Below are 19,129 nucleotides of genomic sequence, written 5' to 3' on the forward strand. Positions count from 1 at the left end.
AACAACATTTCAGACCTTGAATAAATACCTGGGTTCCATAGAGAATTCTTGTAAGTACACCTTGTCCAATGGACACCTTGAAGGCATTAACAATAAAATTAAAACAATCAAACGAAGTGGTTATGGTTATCGTAATTTTAGTCATTTGAGGGCACGCATTCTAATTAGTTTTAAATTGAAAGAAAAGACCGAGAAAGAAATCAGACCCTTAACTTTTGAAGAAGAAAAAGTGATCAACAAACAATTAAATACTAAAGTCGCATAAAAAAAGGTAGAAAGCATTTAAGCTTTCTACCTCGGAAATCTCTGACCAACACGATTTGACAAAGAACCCCTTTTTATAATAAATATTTCATTCATTATATATAAAATTAGCGTGTATTTAAACGCTAAAAATTCATTATATTATATTTAATCCAAAAAAAGGGCAAGAACACGATTTAATCATGCTCTTGCCCCCTAACATAGTCTAAGTTTATTAAGCTTTAGTTACGTTTGCTGCTTGAAGTCCACGGTTACCTTCTTCAATGTCGAAGTTAACTGTTTGTCCTTCGTCTAAAGATTTGAATCCGTCTTCTTGGATTGCTGAGAAATGTACGAATACGTCTTCTCCGCCTTCACGTTCGATAAATCCAAAACCTTTTTCTGCGTTAAACCATTTTACTGTACCTGTTTCCATTTTAAAAATTCCTCCTCGTGCCATTCAGCACAAATTATTTACATTATTGCGTAAAGGCCAATTTGGAATGCATTACACAGTTCGTTTGTTGTCTCTTACAATATGTTAAATTTAGTATAACACATATATAATGGAATGCAACCATAATTTTATATTTAGCTCTTTTTAAGTTAAATATCCTTTTTTTGTACCTTCATCTCCTTTAAATGTTGCAAACACACGCTTCAGACCTATAGTTTATCTTTTTTCAAAATCATCAGGCTTATCAAGATCTTCAAACTCTAAACCATCAAGATATTTCATGTCTTCTGTAGATAACTCAAAGTCAAAAATATCAGCATTTTCTTTTATACGTTCCTCATGAACCGATTTTGTTAAAGTAACATATCCATGTTGCAGGCTCCATCTCAAAAGAATTTGAGCAATTGATTTGCCATATTCAGTGCACATTGTCTGAACTTTAGCATCTTCTTTCATATGTTTTAATGGTGATAAAGGAGACCATGCTTCTACAATCATGTTTTCATTATGGCTCATCTCGACTGTATCTTTTTGAAGAACGCCTGGATGCAAACGGATTTGGTTGACCATAGGCTTAATCCGACAATTTTCAACAATGTTTTTCAAATGAGGGACTGCAAAATTGCTGACACCTATTGCTTTTAATTTTCCTTCATCATACAGATCCTCAAGCGCACGCCAAGTATCAATATTGTCCTGCTGCCAATCTAAATCTGTATCCTTAACAACTGGCCAGTGGATTAGAAATAAATCAAGGTAGTCAAGGTCTAACTTTTCAAGTGATTCAAGTATCGTCTGACGTGCTTTATCATATCCATGATTCGTATTGTTAAGCTTACTTGTTACGAAAAGTTCATTTCTAGGAACACCACATTTTTTAATTCCCTGTCCAATATATTCTTCATTTTTATACATTTGAGCCGTGTCGATATGTCGATAGCCTTCATTGACTGCATCTACGACACCTTGAATAGCTTCTTCTGGATTAGTAACCTGCCACGTTCCGTATCCTAAAGCTGGAATTTTTGTATCATTTGATAGCGTATATGTGTCTGTTAAACTCATTCGATATTTCCTCCTAGTTTAATAATCAAATCGTATATAAGTATAGCAAAAATACTCGTATAGATTAAGTCATTCGCTTTATAAAAAGAATAAAGTCTCAAATATATTCATTCACTCTATTAAGTAATTCTATAATTCATATTTAAAAAAATCCTTTTTAATTTACATAACAAAGACGTTAATGAGACTCTCTCACTAACGTCTTTATCATGTTCTTTACTATTAACAGCAGACCTTATTTATTTAATAATAGGCCCCTGAATTTTCATTTTATAGACTTTACTTAAATAGGGGTACTTTCAAATAATTTCTACTCTTGCTGTTTTCTCTTTAAACTATAGCCTACTTAGCTCCTGTTAACGTTTCTGCAAAAGCTTCTAAAGCATCTTTGAATGCTTCAAACGGTGGATGAGTGATTCCTGCACCGATCATTCCGATACCTGCATCTTTATGAGCAATAGCGGTATTTATCGTAGGCAGCTTATTCAGCTTGATCACTTTTCGAATGTCGATACCTGTTGGAATCCCCATAAAGTTCAGTACCGGAATGGTTACATTGGGATTCTTCGTCGTTGTAATGTCTTTCATTTCTTCAGTAACATTCATCGCATCTGCAACAGTACCGCCTACCAGAGGAACGATTGCAGGGGCTGTAGCCATAGCAAAGCCGCCCACTCCAAATGTCTCTGTAATCGCACTGTCTCCAATATCCAAGCCAGAATCTTCTCGTTTATATCCGGCAAAGAGCGGTCCAATAACCTCTTGCGCAGGTCCTGTGAACCACGTATTTCCTGACATCCCACTTACGCGAATACCAAATTCGTAGCCATTTCGACACATGGTCGTAACGATTGTACTATTTTTGACACCATGTGCAGCGTCCAGAGAGCATTTCGCTAATGCCATCCACGTAGGTCCAGAGAAGTAATCACTACTTAATACAAAGTCAAAGACCTCTTTTTGATCTTCTTTACTCCAATCTGTCTGAACGATATAAGGTGTCAGTGCTTGAATCAGTAAAGTCGTTCCAGCGACGTTTCTATTGTGTGCCTCGTCCCCCATATGCAGTGCCTTCGATAGTAAGAGACGTAAATCGATTCCTTCCGAGCAGAATTTCATGGCATCTCTCAACATAGGCCCCAGGACATCTCTCATCCAGTTCAGTCTATCGATAACGCTCTGATCATTCGCGCCAAAACGTAATATTTTCGAAAGCTGTTCACTTAAATTCGTATATGCGACATTTCCATAAACCTTATTTTCAACGATATGGACATACATAGATGCAGATGTTACACCTGCCATTGACCCTACCGCATCATGCTCATGACAAGGGGCAAATTCAACTTTTCCAGAAGCAGCTACTTTCTCTGCTTCTTCGATGTTTTCAGCTAACCCCTCAAATACAATCGCACCAGTCACGGCTCCACGCATCGCGCCATTCATATTTTCCCAAGCTATTGGAGGTCCAGCATGCAGAATCAGATTCTTCTTCATACCTGGAATAACATTAATGGCTTGGTCATATCCGACAAGTATTGGCTGAGAATTTAAAATCCTTTCAATAGCCTCTTCGTTTGCCTTGTTTATTTTATCTTGATTTTCAGGCTCATCCAATTTATCCAGCAGCTCTATTAAGTGGCTATCTCCACTTGCGGGCGGTTGCCAATCTAATTGAGTTACTTCTGCACCTTGTATTTCTAAATCATCTTTTATAAACTCTATGCCTAATGCGACGGCTTTCAAATCATCTTGAAAAAGATTTTTAATTTTATCCATTATTTTCCTCCTTATTCACAAATCCTCGTGCTAACAAGCCTAGATTTTGACTGCTGCTTGACAGGGTAACGCCTAAACTATCCAGCTTATCGTTTTGTGCTTTTAAGTTTTGACGATCTTCATCTGTTCCGAGTACATAACCGATAATCTCAAGATGTCTTCCTTCAGCTTTTGCTTTTTCTTTTGCCTCTTTTATTGCAGGAACCATTGCCCCCACAGGATCCTCATGAGACCCATATCCTAGGACAAAATCAAGAAGAATTACCCCTACTTTTGGATCGGCGGCTTCTTCCATAAACCGATCAATTCTTGCAGAAGGATCGATCATTGGGTGTGGTTTCCCATCTGTATATTCATCTGAACCAAAATCTATAAATGTATGATGGAAACTTTTGCCTGAGTCCTCCAATTGATACTTTTCATCTTTAGAAATATTACTATACATATCTTCATAATATTCTTTTGCTGCCAGCATCGCTTCATCACATAATGTTCCACCTGTGAATAATCCACGGATATATTTTTGCTCAGGCTTTAGTTTCTTTTGAACTTCTTTTATAAGAGGTAGATTTAAAGAATGCTTATTTAGAGAATCTTCGTCTGCTCCCGCTAAGACAACAGCTTTGATTGCGGCTTCCTTTGACCCTTTAGCATAGTGCCCTTTTGACGCTTGTATACTTTCTTCATCCCCACCTAAAAACCAAATAACGACTGGCTTTTTAGATTTATTAACTTCTTTCAATACTTTCTTTTCTACTTCTTTTTCGGGTGGTTTAGAGATCAAGACAATAACTTCTGTATCGGGGGCTTCTTCAAGCGCTCGAATGCCGTCCACCATCATAATCCCATTGACTTCTTTGGAAAGATCTCTTCCCCCTGTCCCAATCAATTGGCTGATGCCGTAACCGAAATCATGGATACGCACACTTAGTTCCTGACTTCCCGTTCCTGAAGCTCCAACAATTCCAATATTTCCTTTACGAACCTTGTTAGCAAAACATAAGCCTGTATTATTGATGATAGCAGTACCGCAATCTGGCCCCATCATTAGCAAGCCTTTTTCATGTGCCAGTTTTTTTAATTCAACTTCGTCTTCAATCGATACGTTGTCACTAAAAAGCATAACATGAAGATCATTATTCAAAGCTTCTCGAGCTTCTCTCGCCGCATAAAGACCATTAACAGAAATAACCGCAATATTGCTATCCACGTCTTCTACTGCCGAACTGATTGAGTTATACGTTTTCTCTTTGGTCTCGCTTTTATCTTCTTTTCGTATAAATAATTTTTCTACTTCTTCCATTGCAGCATCAAGTTGATCTTCTTTATCTGTTTGAATGACAATTATTAAATCACCAGTCGTTGCTTTTTTAATCTCATCAACGGTCATTCCTACATTTTCAATCACTTCTTTATTCATATCTGTTCCCATACCTATCATTGCTTGCTTAACATGCTCGATATTATTCGCTTGTGTAGAGATGGACATTAATGAAATCGAATCTAAATACGTATTCTTTTTAATTTTTGCTCTAATAGACATATTGTCCTCCTTAATAGTTGTGAGTCAGTTTGTTAGCACTTTCGATTGTTCGAATCATACCCCAGGCAATCTCTGACCCGGATGATGATCCAATGGCTAATACTTTTTCCAATTTATTCAATACTACTTCTGGTTCTGTTGAAAATAACACTGCTTTCAGAAATTCATGCATACTTTCTCGACCACGCCCATGACAAGCCTGATAAATAGCTGTTGCACTGATAAGATTTGTTTTTTCTTTAGCTGTTTTTTTCCATAACTTTTGTTGTTCACTTAAGTTGATCGGAAAGTTCTCAATAGTCGACACAAAACAAGTCCCGGTAAGGATATCATCGCCTGAAGGAGTCAAACCTTTTCCGAGTCCAAACAACTTCGTCTCATTTAACTGATTGACTTTCTTTGGAGTATTTTCAATAGCCTTAAACATTTTCTCTGTCTCCATATAAAGGAGCCTATTCATTGCTTGCTCAAATGTGTTGCTGCCAATATTTTTGTTTACAGCTTTCTCATGAGCCCAGCTTGGCTTGCTTTGTTTTCTTAAGTTTTCTTTTACCAGTGAAATGTTTTCAGCTAATAAGCGGGTGTCTTTTGGGTATATTGCCTTTTCTTCTTGCCATTTTTCTGTTTCTTCCCAATCGATCACCCAGTCCTCATTAATCTGGAGTCCCAGATCAGTGAAGTAAATATTTTTTGATGGATTCAAAAAGAATTTATCAAAGTTTTCTTTGGAAACGCGTATGGTCGATACTGCATTATCTATTGGCGCTGACACAATCGCCAGCATCTCGTCGCCATGTAAGTAATTAACAGCATGCTTGAAGTAACTATGCAAAACAGCAGCACTTCCATTCGATTTTTCAATTTTTTTAAGTAACTCATTATCAATTGAAAGTGCTGATACCTTTTGCATAATTTTCTTCCCTTCTACTTAGCCTCTTTTAACAACTTCTCTGCTTCTTCTTCTTTCCCAAGTACTTTTAAACTATTTGCCTTGTGGAACAAATAATCAAATCGACCTGGATCATTTGATAATAGTCGGTTCATTTGTTTAATGGCTTCTTTATGATACCCTAGTTCTCTTAAATAATTTGACATGTGATAGCGGAAAAAGAAGTAATACTGATCCTCTTTTATTGCTTTTTCATATGTCGCTAGTGCTTCATCCACCTTTTTTTGTTCTCTTAGTGCATTAGCGATATAAAAGTAAAACTCAGGGTCACCGCTTTCGATTTTTAAGGCTTCTTCATAAACTGCTGTTCCCTCATCATATTTACCTTGTAACGTCAGTAAGTACCCCTTAAGGAAATAGAATGTAAGAGAGCCGAATTCCTCAAGATACACTTGCGCTTTATCGTAGGCTTTATTGAACGCATCTTTTGACATAAGCATTAATACATCATCGATTGCTTTCTCTTCAGGTTCATTGGCATCATATGTGCCCTCTAAAATGGCCAGAACATCATCTTGTTTGTATTCACGCGCCCAATCTATAGCAGTCTTCCCATCATGATCTAAGGTTGTCGGATCAGCACCTGCATTCATCAATTTTCTTAGAATCAATCGGTACAGGCTTCCTCCGTCCCCTAAAATAACCGCTTCCTGGAGTGCTGTCCAACCTAAGTCATTAATATGATTGACCGGAACACCTGCTTTAATGGCTACATCCACTGCTTTGAGGAAGCCTTTTTCACTACTTGGTAAAAGAGCTGTTCCACCAAAGCAATTTGCCAGTGCCACATCTGCATGGGGGGAACCCATTTCAAGAATTTCGTAAAAACCATTTGCCGCTGCACAAATATAGGGTGTCAATATCATGTTGTCACGTTTATTGACATCTGCACCAGCATCAATCAACATTTTCGCTAATGGGATATTGTTTTGTTGGGTGGCAGCCATCAAGGGTGTTCTTCCGCGATTATCTTGATGATCCACGTTTGCTCCTTCATCTAATAATTTTTTTACAACTTCCAAGTTACCTTTTTCTGTTTCTATCATTAACAATTCATCTGATTGATTCATTTCATCACCTTTTCTTTCTACCATTTTTTATACTGTTTGATTTGCTGCCAATTCTTTTTCGGTTTTTTGACTCTCTTTAACATCATCACTAGTTCTTCGTGCATCAAAGTATTTATAAGCGAATAATACTGCTAATAGAAGATAACCGATTGTCAATTCAGGTTGTAACCATAATCCAACTGATGGCGAGTGTATGACACCTGTGATTGTTAAGACGGCAGCGGTCAATGCCGAAACAATAGCATATGTTGATTTATTTCTAACTGCAAATACGACTAAACATCCCCATAAAATAGAACTTAAAGGCGCGCCACTTCCTAAAGCAACTAAACCTGAGTGATACACACCTGCATCGGCAAAGGCAGTTAAGCCAACTTCTCCTGCACTTGTTCCTGCAGAAGTTAATGTATTGTTCACTAATGTTAAAGCCCAGTTTGCAATCCATGGGAATAAGCAAACAAATACGGCAGGTAACTCGACTCTAGGACTTTCATTGACTGCCTGGACAGCTACAACGATTCCTACGTAGAATAAAATTGGGAAAACAGCACTTAATGGGATAATACTTAAAAGTAGACCGCCAAATCCGAATAGTCCAATTAAGAAGACAGTAAAACCTGTTGCTAAAGTATAGCCTGCTCCTGCACCAATTGATTTCCAACCAGGATGTCCGATGTAAACAGTCGTTGGGAAAGGACAGCCAAACATACAACCGACAATAGAAGATGTGGAGTTTGCAATCATGATATTACGTACATTGTAATCATCACCAGCTGCAGAAGCTGATTCAATATTTTCAAGGGTGAAGATAAAGTTGGTTACACCTAAAGGTATAGCTGACACTAAGAATCCAAATGCAGGCGGAATCCCTGTAAATAGATCCGTTAATTGTAATAAAGGAATAGAAATGCCAACTGTTTCAGCTCCTTCAGCAATAGCTGAAACATCCATTTGGCCAAAGACCCAAGCCAGTAACGTTCCAACTGCCAGTAAAAGGAAGCCTGTTGGTATACGTGGAAAAATAGGTTTTTTACCAAACCAGTTTATAAAGATAATAGCCAAAACGACAAATGAAATAAGTGGGGCTTCAAATGATTGTAAAATAGGGTTCATAGCTAGTAGTAAAAGCCCTAATCCACCTAAGCAACTTAACAAAACACTACGAGGGATGATGCGTCTCAACCAATCTCCAATAAACGCACCCGATAATTCAACTAAAGCTTCTAAGAAACACCAGCCTAATGCGACTTTCCAAGCAAAATATACATCACCTGTTTCACGTGCAATGGGTAGTATAATCAGAAAAACTACCAGAAAGATTGATGGCGCACTTGGACCAGAAGGAAGGGCTGTAACATCTGTCCTACCTGTTTTTTTAATTAAATTTTTTGCAGCATACCAGTAAAAAAATCCTGCTAAAAAGATAGCTAAGCCAAAACCTGGAGCAATGCGTGTATAAACAAATTCTGCTGGTAAGCCTACTGTGAATATAAGTAGCCCTGCCATAGTGAAATAGTTAGTAAGATTGTTAGCCAATAAACCAAAATATGCGCCCCAATCTCCTTTTTGCCAACCAAAAAACTCCTTCATATAAATTCCTCCTGTCAATATTATAAATTAAAGCATAATTCCGGCTTCATGCTTTTTTTAAGTACATCTATATAGTAACTAAAGAAAACCCTTTCATCATTGGTCAAAATATACAAATAATCTATACTATAGTTAGTTATTCTAACTAACTACGCTATTAAACCATCACAAAATGGTTTATAATACTAAATATAAATCATTCCATTAATTTTAATTTCCTATATTTGAGGAGTGTTGACCTATGTTAACAGTTAAACGATTTCTTGAACTATCGCCTTTTTATGAATTAAAGATACTGTCTGGACATAATGGTTTAGATAATATAATTACAAGCGGGAACATCATGGACAATCCCGATGCCATTGATTGGTTTTCTGTAGGGGAACTCCTTTTAACATCAGGTTACTTTTTTAAAGATAGTCCAGAGCTACAAAATAATATTATGAAGCAACTTAAGGATTTAAATTGTCCTGCGCTATGTATAAAGCCTAGAAGATATTTAGGTACAGTGCCAGAAAACATGCTAAAATTGTCTGATGAACTCGATTTGCCAATTATTGAAGTGCCCTATGGTCTTTCTTTTTCAAAAATTTTGGGTCGTATAATGGAAGAACTCTCAGATAAATATGATTCACTGAACAAAAAATCGTTGGACATTCATAGTCGCTTTTTTAACATTTCCTTACATGGTGGAGGATTACACCAAATTTCTGTGACTTTATCAGATATTTGTTCCTCTTCAGTAATGCTTTTGGATAAAAATTGGACTGTACTACATTGGACAGATCATCCAAAACAACCCCATTTAATGTCAGAATACATATCACTTAAAAGAAAAGAAATTCCTTTTTCTGATGATTTTATACGTAGTTTTCCGCCAGAATTTGAACGGCTTCAAAAACCTGTTATGCGACACATGTCCATAAGTAAATTCAATGCTTCCATCCCCTGTACAGTCATACCTGTTTACTTTCAGTCGAAGCATTATGGTTACATCGTACTATGGAATCCGTTAAGTGCGCTGAATGAGTACTCATATATCGGACTAGAGAACGGCGCTATGGCTTTCTCATTGGAACGTATTCGCAGTGATGAATTAACACGAACGCGTAATAGAATTCGTCGAGATTTTCTGGATGAACTATTAATGGGTAAGATCACATCCAAAGAAACGTTAAGTAATTTAGCAGATTTGCACGGCATAAATTTAGATTTATATTATACTGCAGTCGTTTTCCCTGTTTCTTTTTTGAATACTAATAAGAATTTGGACATTGTTCGTCGTAACCAATGGGAAAACACTAAAGTTAAACAAGTACTCAACCATTTTGATCAATTAGCATCAATTAGCCCACAAGTAGAAATTCTTTTTAGCCGAAAAAAACAAATCATTTTACTGTTGGGCTTCAGTAATGATAATGAACTGAATCAAATCAAGTTACTGAGACAATATATACAAGAGAAACTTGATGATGTCCTATCTAATTTCACAGAAATTTCTCTCTATGCAACAATTGGAAAAACAGCTACTCATATGAGTGATATCCATGAAAGTTTTCATCAAGCACAAGAGACGCTCAGACTGTCAGAACATTCACTTAGCACACATTTAAATAATAGAATTTTCCATTTTGATGAGTTTCTTTTACAGTATTTTCTGCTTGAAAATATAGAAAAAGACACAATGAAAAACTATTTCAAGCAAACTTTAGGCCCTTTACACGATCATGATTTAAACAATGGTTCCGCATTGATTGAGACCTTGATTAGCCTAGTTAGTCACCGCTTTAACATTGCTGAGTGTTCTAGAGATTTGTTTATCCACAGAAATACCTTGTTGTATCGTATAGAAAAAATCGAATCTATACTCTTAGTTAACTTAAAGGATGCCGAAGAATCGTTGAAGTTACAATTAGGCTTAAAGATTTATCAACTACTTGATTTATAGATTATATTTCAAATAAAAAAACACGCCCCTGTTTTCCATTTAATAAAGGATAGTAAGGATGCGTGTTTTTTTCAATTTCAGTGTGTCATATATTTATGATTGATGGATTAAGCCAGGTTTTCCTCGTGTTTGATTTTTGCGATTACATATTTTATTTCATCGTATGCTATTTCATCATCTAGCATTTCTTTGATAGGTTTCAAAAAGTCCATACCTACTTTTGCTATCGCTTGTCTGATTTTTTGATCTGCTTCAGAAGTTATTAACCTTCTCGTATCTAGTTCCTTCCCTTCTTCAAGCCATTTACATAAGTGATTTACTATGGTTACTGATGATAAATTTCTATATTCTGCTATTTCTTCAACTGTTTGTCCTTCTTTGAAATAAGTGACAGTCTCTTCCACGGTATTCTTGAATTTAGTTGATGATGGTTTTTTTGCTGGTTTAATTACATCTTCTGTTTTTACGTTTTCTTTCTTCAATGCTTTCACATCAAGTGATCGCTTATCAACAAATGTATTAATCAGCGCAAGAAATTCTTCACCGTATTCTTTGAGTTTGACATCCCCAACTCCGTTTATGTCAAGGAAAGTCTCTTTTGTTGTGGGATACTTGGCTGCCATATCAATAAGACTTCGGTCAGTGAATACAATAAAAGGGGGTTTCCCAGCTTTTTGTGCGATTTCTTTACGTAAACGCCTTAATTCTTCATAGAGTTCTTCATCATAGTGTTCTATATTTTCAACAGTTTTATGTTTTGAGGTTGTTTCTTGTTTCAATTGCTTTCTTATAGATAATTTCACTTTAGCTTGAAGAAGTTCATTTGTATGCTGAGTAAATTTGATTATAGGATAACTATCCCCACTTAATTTTAGGTACCCTTCACTTAGCATAATGGAAATCATATCTTTGATATCACCATCCGTATATTCAGACATTAATCCATGCGTACTTAATTCATTGAATCCTAATTGTTGAATCCGCTTATTGTTTTTCCCACGCAGAACATCTGTGATTAATCCTGTCCCAAAAGATTGTTTCATTCGATATATACACGATAATATTTTCTGACTTTCGACAGTAATATCAGTAACAACAGATTCACCATCGCAATTGGAACAAGACTCACACTCTGTCCATTTTACTTCTTGGTCAAAATACTTTAAAATATTTTTCCTTAAGCAATTCCCAGTTTTACAATACGTAATCATCGTATTCAAATTTTTACGCGCATGTGGTGAGTTCCCTTGTTCGATCAGCATGGTATTGGTTATGATATCCTGTGCCGAATAAAAAAGAATCGCTTCTGAAGGTGCTCCGTCTCGTCCGGCACGTCCTGCTTCTTGATAATAGCTTTCCATATCAAGTGGCATATTGTAATGAATCACGTTTCTAACGTTTGATTTATCAATTCCCATTCCAAAAGCATTCGTGGCGACCATAATAGGCGCGCGATCATATAAGAATGCCTCCTGATTGTGAATCCTCTCTTCTGTACTGATACCCGCATGATAATACGTTACCGGATAGTCTTTCTTACTCAATGTATTGTACACCTTATCAACGCTTTTCCTTGTATTACAATAAATAATACTTGATTCTTTTTTTATCGATAATGTTCAGTAATTTATTCGCTTTATTTTTTGGTTTAACTACTGAAAAATATAAATTAGGTCGATCAAAGCTAGCAATATGTTTAAAAGGAGTCTGCATTTGTAATTGATTAATCATATCATCCTGTACGATTTTAGTTGCTGTTGCTGTGAAAGCTGCAAAGATAGGACGTGATGGTAAAACCGCCATCAGCTCTGGAATACGTTGATAGCTTGGTCTAAAGTCGTGACCCCATTGAGACACACAATGAGCCTCATCAACAGCAATCACGTCTATGTTCCAGTTGCTTGCATAGGACATAAATTGAGAATTCCCCAATCGTTCAGGCGAAACATACAGCAGATCCAGTTCTCCTCTTTTGGCTTCTTCCATAATTTGTCGCTGTTCCATGTTAGATAGTTGACTGTTTATGTAAGCTGCTTTTACCCCCATTGTTTGCAAGCCATCCACTTGGTCTTTCATTAATGATATTAAAGGTGAAACAACTAGAGTCATGCCATCCATAACAATCGCGGGAATCTGATAGCAAACAGATTTCCCTCCCCCTGTAGGCATGACAGCCAACACATCTTCACCTTTTAAAATTGCTTCAATAACTTCTTGCTGTCCCGGTCTAAAGGTATCATACCCATAATGATGTTTCAGTACGTCAAATATATTTTTCATAGAACCTCCCTATAACCTTTCTTCTTATAAACCTTTGATGCTTTAATCGGTGTCAGCGAGAGCATCTAATGCTTTCCCCTGCATTCTGTAGGTTGTCCATTCGTCCATTGGCCTTGCCCCCATCTTTTTATAGAATCCAATTGATGTTTCATTCCAGTCAAGACACACCCATTCAAGCCGTTTAAAATTCCTTTCACGAGTCAGTTTAGCTAAAAAGGTGAATATCTTTTTTCCCAATCCTTTTCCTCGCATTTCAGGCTTTATGTACAAATCTTCTAAATATATACCTGGTTTTCCGAGAAAAGTAGAAAAGTTAGGGAAAAACAGAGCAAAGGCAACAGGTTCGTCTTCGTATTCCCCAATAATCACTTCGACTCTTTTTTTCTCAAAAACATTTTCTCGTATATTCTTTTCTGTAGCAACTACCTCATCTAGCATCTTTTCATAAACAGCCAGTTCTTTGATCATATCCAGTATCAATGAAACATCCTTAGGTTCCGCAAAACGAATAGAAAACCGATTATCACTCATTGTTCATTTCTCCTTTATATTATTCCTGAATAATTCATAGTACCTTGTCAGAACAGGCATTTATCCCGCTTTGATAAGGTTTATCACTCTATTCCTTCTTCACCCGTTGGGTGAAGGAAAAAATATACAAAAAGAGCACACTCTATGTTATTGTAAAGTCGACCAAAACAACAAAAACAAGAGGTGTGCTCAATGTCAACTTTACAAGAAAAGCAACTACAATTCAATCCCCATTTGGTTTGAATTTACCCATTTTACGTTGAGGAATTATAAATGAGATTAAGAAAATAAATAAATTCAATTAACAGCCATTTTTACTCATTTCTCTAACATTGAACACACAAATAGAACGCCCATAAGCGCGTGTTCAAAATTATTCAATTGCTTCATTCATAAGAGAGACAATTGGTTAGAACGTTGTTCAATTCTATGAAAGTGCTTGATACCTGCGGTATCAAATCTGAGAATATTTGAGACCCCTCGGATAAAACGATAAAGATAAAATTTTATTTTCTTTAGTGTATTGGAGGGCCGCGCCCGTGCTAAAACCACTTGAGTATGAGAAGTGTTCTTTTCAATCGCTAACGAATAATGACCAATGAGGCTGTTCATCACAGTATATAAAATGCGTAAAGAACTTAATGTCATGGTTCGTGTTTTCTCTAATTGAAATTCTTCCTTTTGGACGCGGAACAGCTCTTCAATTCGCCAGCGGGTAATATAACTTTTAAGGATGCGAAGGACATCGTCCTTCCCTTTGATGGAGTGGTTCGTTAATAGTTTCATAGGCGTTGCGCCATAACCATATACAACGACCATATTCAAGGACACCTCTTTTAACACAGGTAATTTAACTTTAATATGGCTGACTTTCAGGCTATATTTCTCGCCTTGAATTTCGGTTTTAAAATTGATCTTTCCTTTTCGGCGTTTCGCTAATTCTGGAACTTTCATGCGCTGATTTTTATGGATTAAATGCCGGTTATCCTTTAACCGAGTAATGAAGTGATGTCCGATATCCTCAACATACTCATAGATCGTGTTTCGGTCATAGCCACGATCCATAACGAATGTTGCTTTTTTCTTTCCTAAAAAAGCATGGACGGCATTAAACCCTTTGGCTATTTCAATATTTTGGCTTTGAAACCCTTCCTCCTTGGAGGAATACAAATGATGATACAGCGGTAAGGGGTGCTTAGTACTCGGAGTCGCCATTGAAAAATTTAAGGTAGAATAGCCTTTTTCAAGGACATTTTTCGACCCATCACGTACTAAAGCCAAGTCCTCCATTTTTTCAGCATACGGTTTAACAATGTCCGATTCATCAACGATAACCAATGGGTTATCCGGAATAGATGTTTTTAAAGTATTTAAATAGTTCTGGTGGACCTGTTTCAGATCCTTCTCTTCAGCGCCGTGACGAGATAAGCGTTTGATCGTGTATTTCAAGTCGATCTTTTCTTCTAACGCTCGGGCAATATCTGACAACACTGTATTTTGAGCCTTAGACATGCCATACACCATATCGCTGTAAAATTTCTTTCGTGGTTTAGAAAGTCCTTGAGTCAGCTTTTCTAAAAAAGTAAGTAAACGTCGCTTCGTTTGATATATTTCTGTAGCATTCATGGTAAAATAACCTCAGTTCCTGTTCTGTATTTTTGTTTTGTGGTGATTCAATGATACCATGTAACAGGACGAAAAGAGTCCACAGATTTAGGCTGTGGATAGTTAAAAAGCCTGAGGCTTCCATGTTTTCCACATGCGAATGTCTCGGGCTTTTATTATGGTATGCGATATCGTAAAATTTTGGGTAAATTCAAATGAACATAGGAAAATATAAGAGACCGTTAAAGGGCTATCATTTATTTCAAACAAAAAGCGACGGTTTCATCAATGTAGCGATGAATTACCGTCGTTCTGTATAGCCTTTTTAGGTTTTGTATTATTTATTTTGAAAAAATACAAATATCAACTCCACCTAGTCTAAATAAGTGTGCAGAGGATAGGTTCTGTATTGTAAAGTTTCCAATTTTTCAGCTGTGATATAGCCAGGTTTTGCTTCGAGAACATCTGGAATTCTGTTCACTAAAGTGGCACAGGTGTGTGCGACAGTATCTGGCTTCTCTACTTCAAACTTCATATCCGGCTCACCTGTAATCTCCCAGTCGCACATATCTCCGTCATCTTCGCGGTAGACTTTACCGATACATTCCAGTTCGAGTTCCACGCCTTGATACGTTTCAATACTTGTAACGGCAGACATACCGATCGCATCCCCAGCTGGAATAGTGGTTCCCAATGTTTCTGAATCGATATCTTCTTCTAAAGTGACAGGCACACTCTTTTGTGAGATCGATTGAATGGTCAGCCCTAATTTAGAACAGAGCGCTTCGCCCGCATTCCACATATAAGAAGGTAAACTCTCAGCGCTCGCAATTTCTTTTTCGAATTTGTCGAGGTCATACCCTGCTCCGTGCGCTTCTGCGAGAGCCAGTCCATAATCTTCGACGTTATAGCTCACGGCGCCTTCGATTTTTTCAATCTGGTTCATGCCGCTCATCATTAAGGCCGGCATGTTCAGCCAGTAGATGTCTTGCATACCTACCCCAGTGAGTGTGACATTATTTTCTTTAGCGATTCGGTCCAAAATATTCGTCTCTTGAGGAGAGGTGTTCCAAGAATAAATAGCTTCCTCACAAATCGTCAACACATTGACGCCGTTTTCTAAACACAACTTGAAATGTTCAAAACAATCTGGAACATAACTGAAGAGAGTCACTAAAGCGATATCTGCATCACACTCTTTGAGCACCTTTTCAGCGTCATCCGAAATTTCAATACCCAAGGGTCTCTCTAAACCTGCGAACTCACCGATATCCATCCCGACAATATCAGGATTGACATCAATCGCTCCGACAATCTGTGCGCCGTTATCTACGAGATAATTGATGATGACCTTCGCCATTTTACCACAACCGTACTGAACCACTCTCACGTTTTCTAAATTCATGATGTGCCTCTCCCCTTTTTTATTTTTTGTGATATGAATCACAAATATAGTGTAACATATTGAGAAAAGAACGCAAGTGAGAAGAATAGAACTGACAACAGAAATGAGTCTATAATTTATAAAACTATTCCTTATTCTGAAATTATTCAAGCAGGAGTAGTTATTGATGAAAATTTAGTATCTAAAACTTCTGTAGCAAGAAAGGTTGGGGGAGCGGCTGTAGGGGGGCTTCTAGCTGGAAGTGCCGGTGCTGTAGTTGGAGGAACAGATACAAAGAGGAACTATAGTAAGGAAATTGAAAAAATTGAATTAAGATTATTAGTAAATGATGTAAATAAACCTCGGATTAATTTGAAGCTGAATCAGTTTAAATTAAAAAAAGAATCTCAAATTGAAAAAATAAGAGATGTTGCAGAAGACTGGAAATCTACCTTAGACGTAATTATAAAAAAAGAAGAAAAACAGACTACTAATGTTGCTAAAGATAATGCTGATGATAATGTAAGTGATAATATTAAAATCTCAGATGATATAAGTAATGAAAAAACAAAAGATTCAAAAGAAAAAATAGAATTACTTAGAGACTTGAAAGAATTATATGATAGTGAATCGATAACAGAAAAAGAGTATGATAAATTGAAGAATGAAATTTTAAATTCTTAATCCAACTTTTATGGTCGTATTGGTTTTAAAGAAAATGATTGTAAATTGTCTTTATCGAAAAAGTGGAGTAAAAAAACTATACTGAAAACCAATACTAAGCAATTACTTGAAAAGGGCGAATATAAATGGAGGTGTAAAATGAAAAACGAACGATTGATTGAATTATTGGAAAGAGATAATACAAACGATAATGACAATGAACGTAAGGCTATGTTCACAATACTTGCAGGAAACGAAGAATTATATTCTAAGGCAGCTAGAATTTATGACTTTGAAGAACGTGCTATTAATCTAGATGTATTTGAAGAAGTTGATTTAAGTGGTGGTACTTATCAATTAGTGAAATTAGCTTTTAATTTATATTCTTCCCAAAATGAAGCAAATGTAGTAGAAGTATTCAGAAGTTTAGATGAAGAAAATTATAAATTAGCTATGAACCTGAATAATTCATGCTTTTAATTAAAACCGTTTAAAACTGCCTAACGGCAGCCTACAATTACTTTTTCATTTTCACCCGTTAAGTGATGAAAAAAGAACCCCGTTCTGCTATGGTAAAGGTATACAAACCAACCATAAGAAAGGAGTTCTTCTCATGACTAGCTTACACAAAAATCAAGTTAAATTCAATGCAAACCTCACCATTTCTCATACGGGTGGTCGCTTATCGAGTGATTCGGGGTTAGTGTTAGTTAAAGAATTGATGAGTACCTTTGGATTTTCAAATTTAGCTAAACGTTGGCTCCATATTACAGATAATCGTGCTTATTTCACACATGATAACTTAGCGATATTGGAACAGCTTATTATGCAATTAATCTCTGGTTACTCGGCAGACTCATCAGCTAATCTATTAAGACAAGATCCAGTCTTTCAAGTTGTACTCGGTAAAAAGCAGTTGGCATCACAATCGTCAATCTCACGGTTTCTGGATCGTTTCACCGAGGCTAACATAGGTCAACTACAAGCATTAAATCAGTCGCTGATTGATAAAGCGCGTTTGATTCGCAATAACACCGAGTTAATCATTGATGTCGATTCCACACATTCGGATACCTTTGGGCACCAAGAACAAACGGATTATAATGCACACTACCAAACCTATGGTTACCATCCGTTAGTTGCCTTTGACGGATTGACCGGTGACTTCTTAAAAGCTGAACTACGTTCAGGAAATCAGTATACGTCCAAAGGTGTAAAAGATTTTCTCAACCCTTTATTACAGCACTATGGTCACTCTCTACCCAACACTGAGATACTCGTTCGTGGAGACAGTGGGTTCGCCACACCCGATGTGTATGATTCTTGTGAAGAAAACTCGAGCTATTATGTCATTCGACTAAAGAACAACCGCAAATTAGGTCAAATAGCTGAGAAATCAGTACTTTATGGTGATAACCAAAAATTGGAAGAACGAGAAGTTCAGTATTTCTCAACGACTTATCAAGCCCAGTCATGGTCGCACAGTCGTCGTGTGTGCATACGCTCAACGCGTGAAGCTGGTGAACTGCTCTTTCAACATGAGTTTATCGTGACGAATCTTTCAGAAAGTGTTTCTCCTGACGTCATCTTTTCCTTATATGCCAAACGTGGCACTATGGAGAACTTCATTAAAGAAGCGAAAGCTGGCTTTTATTTTGACAAGACAGACAGTCCTCGCTTTTTAGAAAATAATGTCAGAATGATGATTAGCTTGATAGCTTACAACCTAATCAACTTCTTAAGAACGATTGGCTTTGAAGAAGTACAAAAGGGAATGACCATTCATTCTATTCGATTGAAGTTTCTGAAAGTTGCTGGGAAATTAGTCCAAACTGGTAGACGAGTCTATCTCAAATTATCTAGTTATCATGTGTATCAGGATGAACTCTACAGGGTCTTTGCTCGCCTGAGGCGAGCCAGTCAATGGATCTAATCCAACAATCCAACTAATTTTTTTTACTGAGAAGTTATCCAGGGAGAAGTATGCTCAAAATGCCTTACTCCCAAAATTTATTCCGCAAT

Annotated in this window: 17 protein-coding genes; 5 read left to right on the forward strand and 12 right to left on the reverse strand. The window is 36.8% G+C overall.

The features are described 5' to 3' along the window. Positions 1 to 265, forward strand: a 265-nt coding sequence (locus BMX83_RS07575) for a transposase (RefSeq protein ID WP_143059504.1), incomplete at its 5' end; no start/stop codon positions are given. A gap of 213 nt (positions 266 to 478) precedes the next feature. On the opposite strand, the gene BMX83_RS07580 is transcribed toward BMX83_RS07575, so the two are convergent. The 7 genes from BMX83_RS07580 to BMX83_RS07610 all read right to left on the reverse strand — a co-directional run bounded on the left by BMX83_RS07580 (position 479) and on the right by BMX83_RS07610 (position 8,696). Continuing rightward, positions 479 to 679, reverse strand: coding sequence for a cold-shock protein (locus BMX83_RS07580; RefSeq protein WP_091487949.1), 201 nt, complete (start codon positions 677 to 679; stop codon positions 479 to 481). Between the two features lie 237 nt (positions 680 to 916). Further along, complete coding sequence (locus BMX83_RS07585) at positions 917 to 1,765, reverse strand: aldo/keto reductase (protein WP_091635531.1); 849 nt, start codon at positions 1,763 to 1,765, stop codon at positions 917 to 919. A gap of 342 nt (positions 1,766 to 2,107) precedes the next feature. Next, the gene (locus BMX83_RS07590; protein WP_091635534.1) at positions 2,108 to 3,544 is read right to left on the reverse strand and encodes a YlbE family protein; all 1,437 of its coding nucleotides are present in this window, start codon (positions 3,542 to 3,544) and stop codon (positions 2,108 to 2,110) included. Beyond that, complete coding sequence (gene fdrA / locus BMX83_RS07595; RefSeq protein ID WP_091635536.1) at positions 3,537 to 5,087, reverse strand: acyl-CoA synthetase FdrA; 1,551 nt, start codon at positions 5,085 to 5,087, stop codon at positions 3,537 to 3,539. Before fdrA ends, BMX83_RS07590 begins: the two co-directional genes overlap by 8 nt. A 10-nt stretch (positions 5,088 to 5,097) precedes the next feature. Beyond that, the gene (locus BMX83_RS07600) at positions 5,098 to 5,997 is read right to left on the reverse strand and encodes an oxamate carbamoyltransferase subunit AllH family protein (RefSeq protein ID WP_091635539.1); all 900 of its coding nucleotides are present in this window, start codon (positions 5,995 to 5,997) and stop codon (positions 5,098 to 5,100) included. A gap of 14 nt (positions 5,998 to 6,011) precedes the next feature. Then, positions 6,012 to 7,130, reverse strand: a complete 1,119-nt coding sequence (locus tag BMX83_RS07605; RefSeq protein WP_091635542.1) for an ankyrin repeat domain-containing protein — start codon at positions 7,128 to 7,130, stop codon at positions 6,012 to 6,014. Positions 7,131 to 7,133: 3 nt separating this feature from the next. Beyond that, positions 7,134 to 8,696: a xanthine permease gene (locus BMX83_RS07610; protein ID WP_091635545.1), complete on the reverse strand. Its 1,563-nt coding sequence runs from the start codon at positions 8,694 to 8,696 to the stop codon at positions 7,134 to 7,136. A gap of 241 nt (positions 8,697 to 8,937) precedes the next feature. Between BMX83_RS07610 and BMX83_RS07615 the strand changes: the two genes are divergently transcribed. Beyond that, positions 8,938 to 10,644, forward strand: coding sequence for a PucR family transcriptional regulator (locus tag BMX83_RS07615; protein WP_091635548.1), 1,707 nt, complete (start codon positions 8,938 to 8,940; stop codon positions 10,642 to 10,644). A gap of 107 nt (positions 10,645 to 10,751) precedes the next feature. Here the strand turns inward: BMX83_RS07615 and BMX83_RS10990 are convergent, their stop codons facing one another. From BMX83_RS10990 to BMX83_RS07635, 5 genes are all read right to left on the reverse strand, one after another. Further along, the gene (locus tag BMX83_RS10990; protein ID WP_245746649.1) at positions 10,752 to 12,200 is read right to left on the reverse strand and encodes an ATP-dependent DNA helicase RecQ; all 1,449 of its coding nucleotides are present in this window, start codon (positions 12,198 to 12,200) and stop codon (positions 10,752 to 10,754) included. 22 nt (positions 12,201 to 12,222) lie between these two features. Further along, positions 12,223 to 12,924, reverse strand: coding sequence for a RecQ family ATP-dependent DNA helicase (locus BMX83_RS10995; protein ID WP_218141932.1), 702 nt, complete (start codon positions 12,922 to 12,924; stop codon positions 12,223 to 12,225). Positions 12,925 to 12,966: 42 nt separating this feature from the next. Further along, complete coding sequence (locus BMX83_RS07625; protein ID WP_091635551.1) at positions 12,967 to 13,455, reverse strand: GNAT family N-acetyltransferase; 489 nt, start codon at positions 13,453 to 13,455, stop codon at positions 12,967 to 12,969. A gap of 390 nt (positions 13,456 to 13,845) precedes the next feature. Beyond that, entirely contained in the window at positions 13,846 to 15,081 is a 1,236-nt protein-coding gene (locus BMX83_RS07630) for a transposase (RefSeq protein WP_091635554.1), read from the reverse strand. Positions 15,082 to 15,433: 352 nt separating this feature from the next. Further along, on the reverse strand, positions 15,434 to 16,465 hold the full coding sequence (locus tag BMX83_RS07635) for an NAD(P)H-dependent amine dehydrogenase family protein (RefSeq protein ID WP_091635556.1): 1,032 nt from the start codon (positions 16,463 to 16,465) through the stop codon (positions 15,434 to 15,436). Between the two features lie 351 nt (positions 16,466 to 16,816). On the opposite strand from BMX83_RS07635, the gene BMX83_RS07640 reads away from it, so the two are divergent. From BMX83_RS07640 to BMX83_RS07650, 3 genes are all read left to right on the forward strand, one after another. After that, positions 16,817 to 17,128, forward strand: a complete 312-nt coding sequence (locus BMX83_RS07640; RefSeq protein ID WP_091635559.1) for a hypothetical protein — start codon at positions 16,817 to 16,819, stop codon at positions 17,126 to 17,128. Between the two features lie 138 nt (positions 17,129 to 17,266). Continuing rightward, positions 17,267 to 17,587, forward strand: a complete 321-nt coding sequence (locus tag BMX83_RS07645) for a DUF6075 family protein (RefSeq protein WP_091635562.1) — start codon at positions 17,267 to 17,269, stop codon at positions 17,585 to 17,587. Between the two features lie 133 nt (positions 17,588 to 17,720). After that, a complete protein-coding gene (locus BMX83_RS07650) occupies positions 17,721 to 19,040 on the forward strand; it encodes an IS1380 family transposase (RefSeq protein WP_091635564.1) in 1,320 nt (439 codons plus the stop codon). Positions 19,041 to 19,129: the final 89 nt, after the last annotated feature.

Origin of the sequence: Alkalibacterium gilvum, from assembly GCF_900109085.1 — a bacterium.
Lineage (GTDB): Bacteria > Bacillota > Bacilli > Lactobacillales > Carnobacteriaceae_A > Alkalibacterium > Alkalibacterium gilvum.

Excerpts from the sequence above, each read along its gene's own strand:
- BMX83_RS07650 (WP_091635564.1), top strand. The coding sequence starts at position 17,721 with ATGACTAGCTTACACAAAAATCAAGTTAAATTCAATGCAAACCTCACC.
- BMX83_RS07600 (WP_091635539.1), bottom strand. The coding sequence starts at position 5,997 with ATGCAAAAGGTATCAGCACTTTCAATTGATAATGAGTTACTTAAAAAA.
- BMX83_RS07635 (WP_091635556.1), bottom strand. The coding sequence starts at position 16,465 with ATGAATTTAGAAAACGTGAGAGTGGTTCAGTACGGTTGTGGTAAAATG.
- fdrA (WP_091635536.1), bottom strand. The coding sequence starts at position 5,087 with ATGTCTATTAGAGCAAAAATTAAAAAGAATACGTATTTAGATTCGATT.
- BMX83_RS07615 (WP_091635548.1), top strand. The coding sequence starts at position 8,938 with ATGTTAACAGTTAAACGATTTCTTGAACTATCGCCTTTTTATGAATTA.
- BMX83_RS07585 (WP_091635531.1), bottom strand. The coding sequence starts at position 1,765 with ATGAGTTTAACAGACACATATACGCTATCAAATGATACAAAAATTCCA.
- BMX83_RS07580 (WP_091487949.1), bottom strand. The coding sequence starts at position 679 with ATGGAAACAGGTACAGTAAAATGGTTTAACGCAGAAAAAGGTTTTGGA.
- BMX83_RS07630 (WP_091635554.1), bottom strand. The coding sequence starts at position 15,081 with ATGAATGCTACAGAAATATATCAAACGAAGCGACGTTTACTTACTTTT.
- BMX83_RS07610 (WP_091635545.1), bottom strand. The coding sequence starts at position 8,696 with ATGAAGGAGTTTTTTGGTTGGCAAAAAGGAGATTGGGGCGCATATTTT.
- BMX83_RS07625 (WP_091635551.1), bottom strand. The coding sequence starts at position 13,455 with ATGAGTGATAATCGGTTTTCTATTCGTTTTGCGGAACCTAAGGATGTT.
- BMX83_RS07645 (WP_091635562.1), top strand. The coding sequence starts at position 17,267 with ATGAAAAACGAACGATTGATTGAATTATTGGAAAGAGATAATACAAAC.
- BMX83_RS07590 (WP_091635534.1), bottom strand. The coding sequence starts at position 3,544 with ATGGATAAAATTAAAAATCTTTTTCAAGATGATTTGAAAGCCGTCGCA.
- BMX83_RS10995 (WP_218141932.1), bottom strand. The coding sequence starts at position 12,924 with ATGAAAAATATATTTGACGTACTGAAACATCATTATGGGTATGATACC.
- BMX83_RS07605 (WP_091635542.1), bottom strand. The coding sequence starts at position 7,130 with ATGGTAGAAAGAAAAGGTGATGAAATGAATCAATCAGATGAATTGTTA.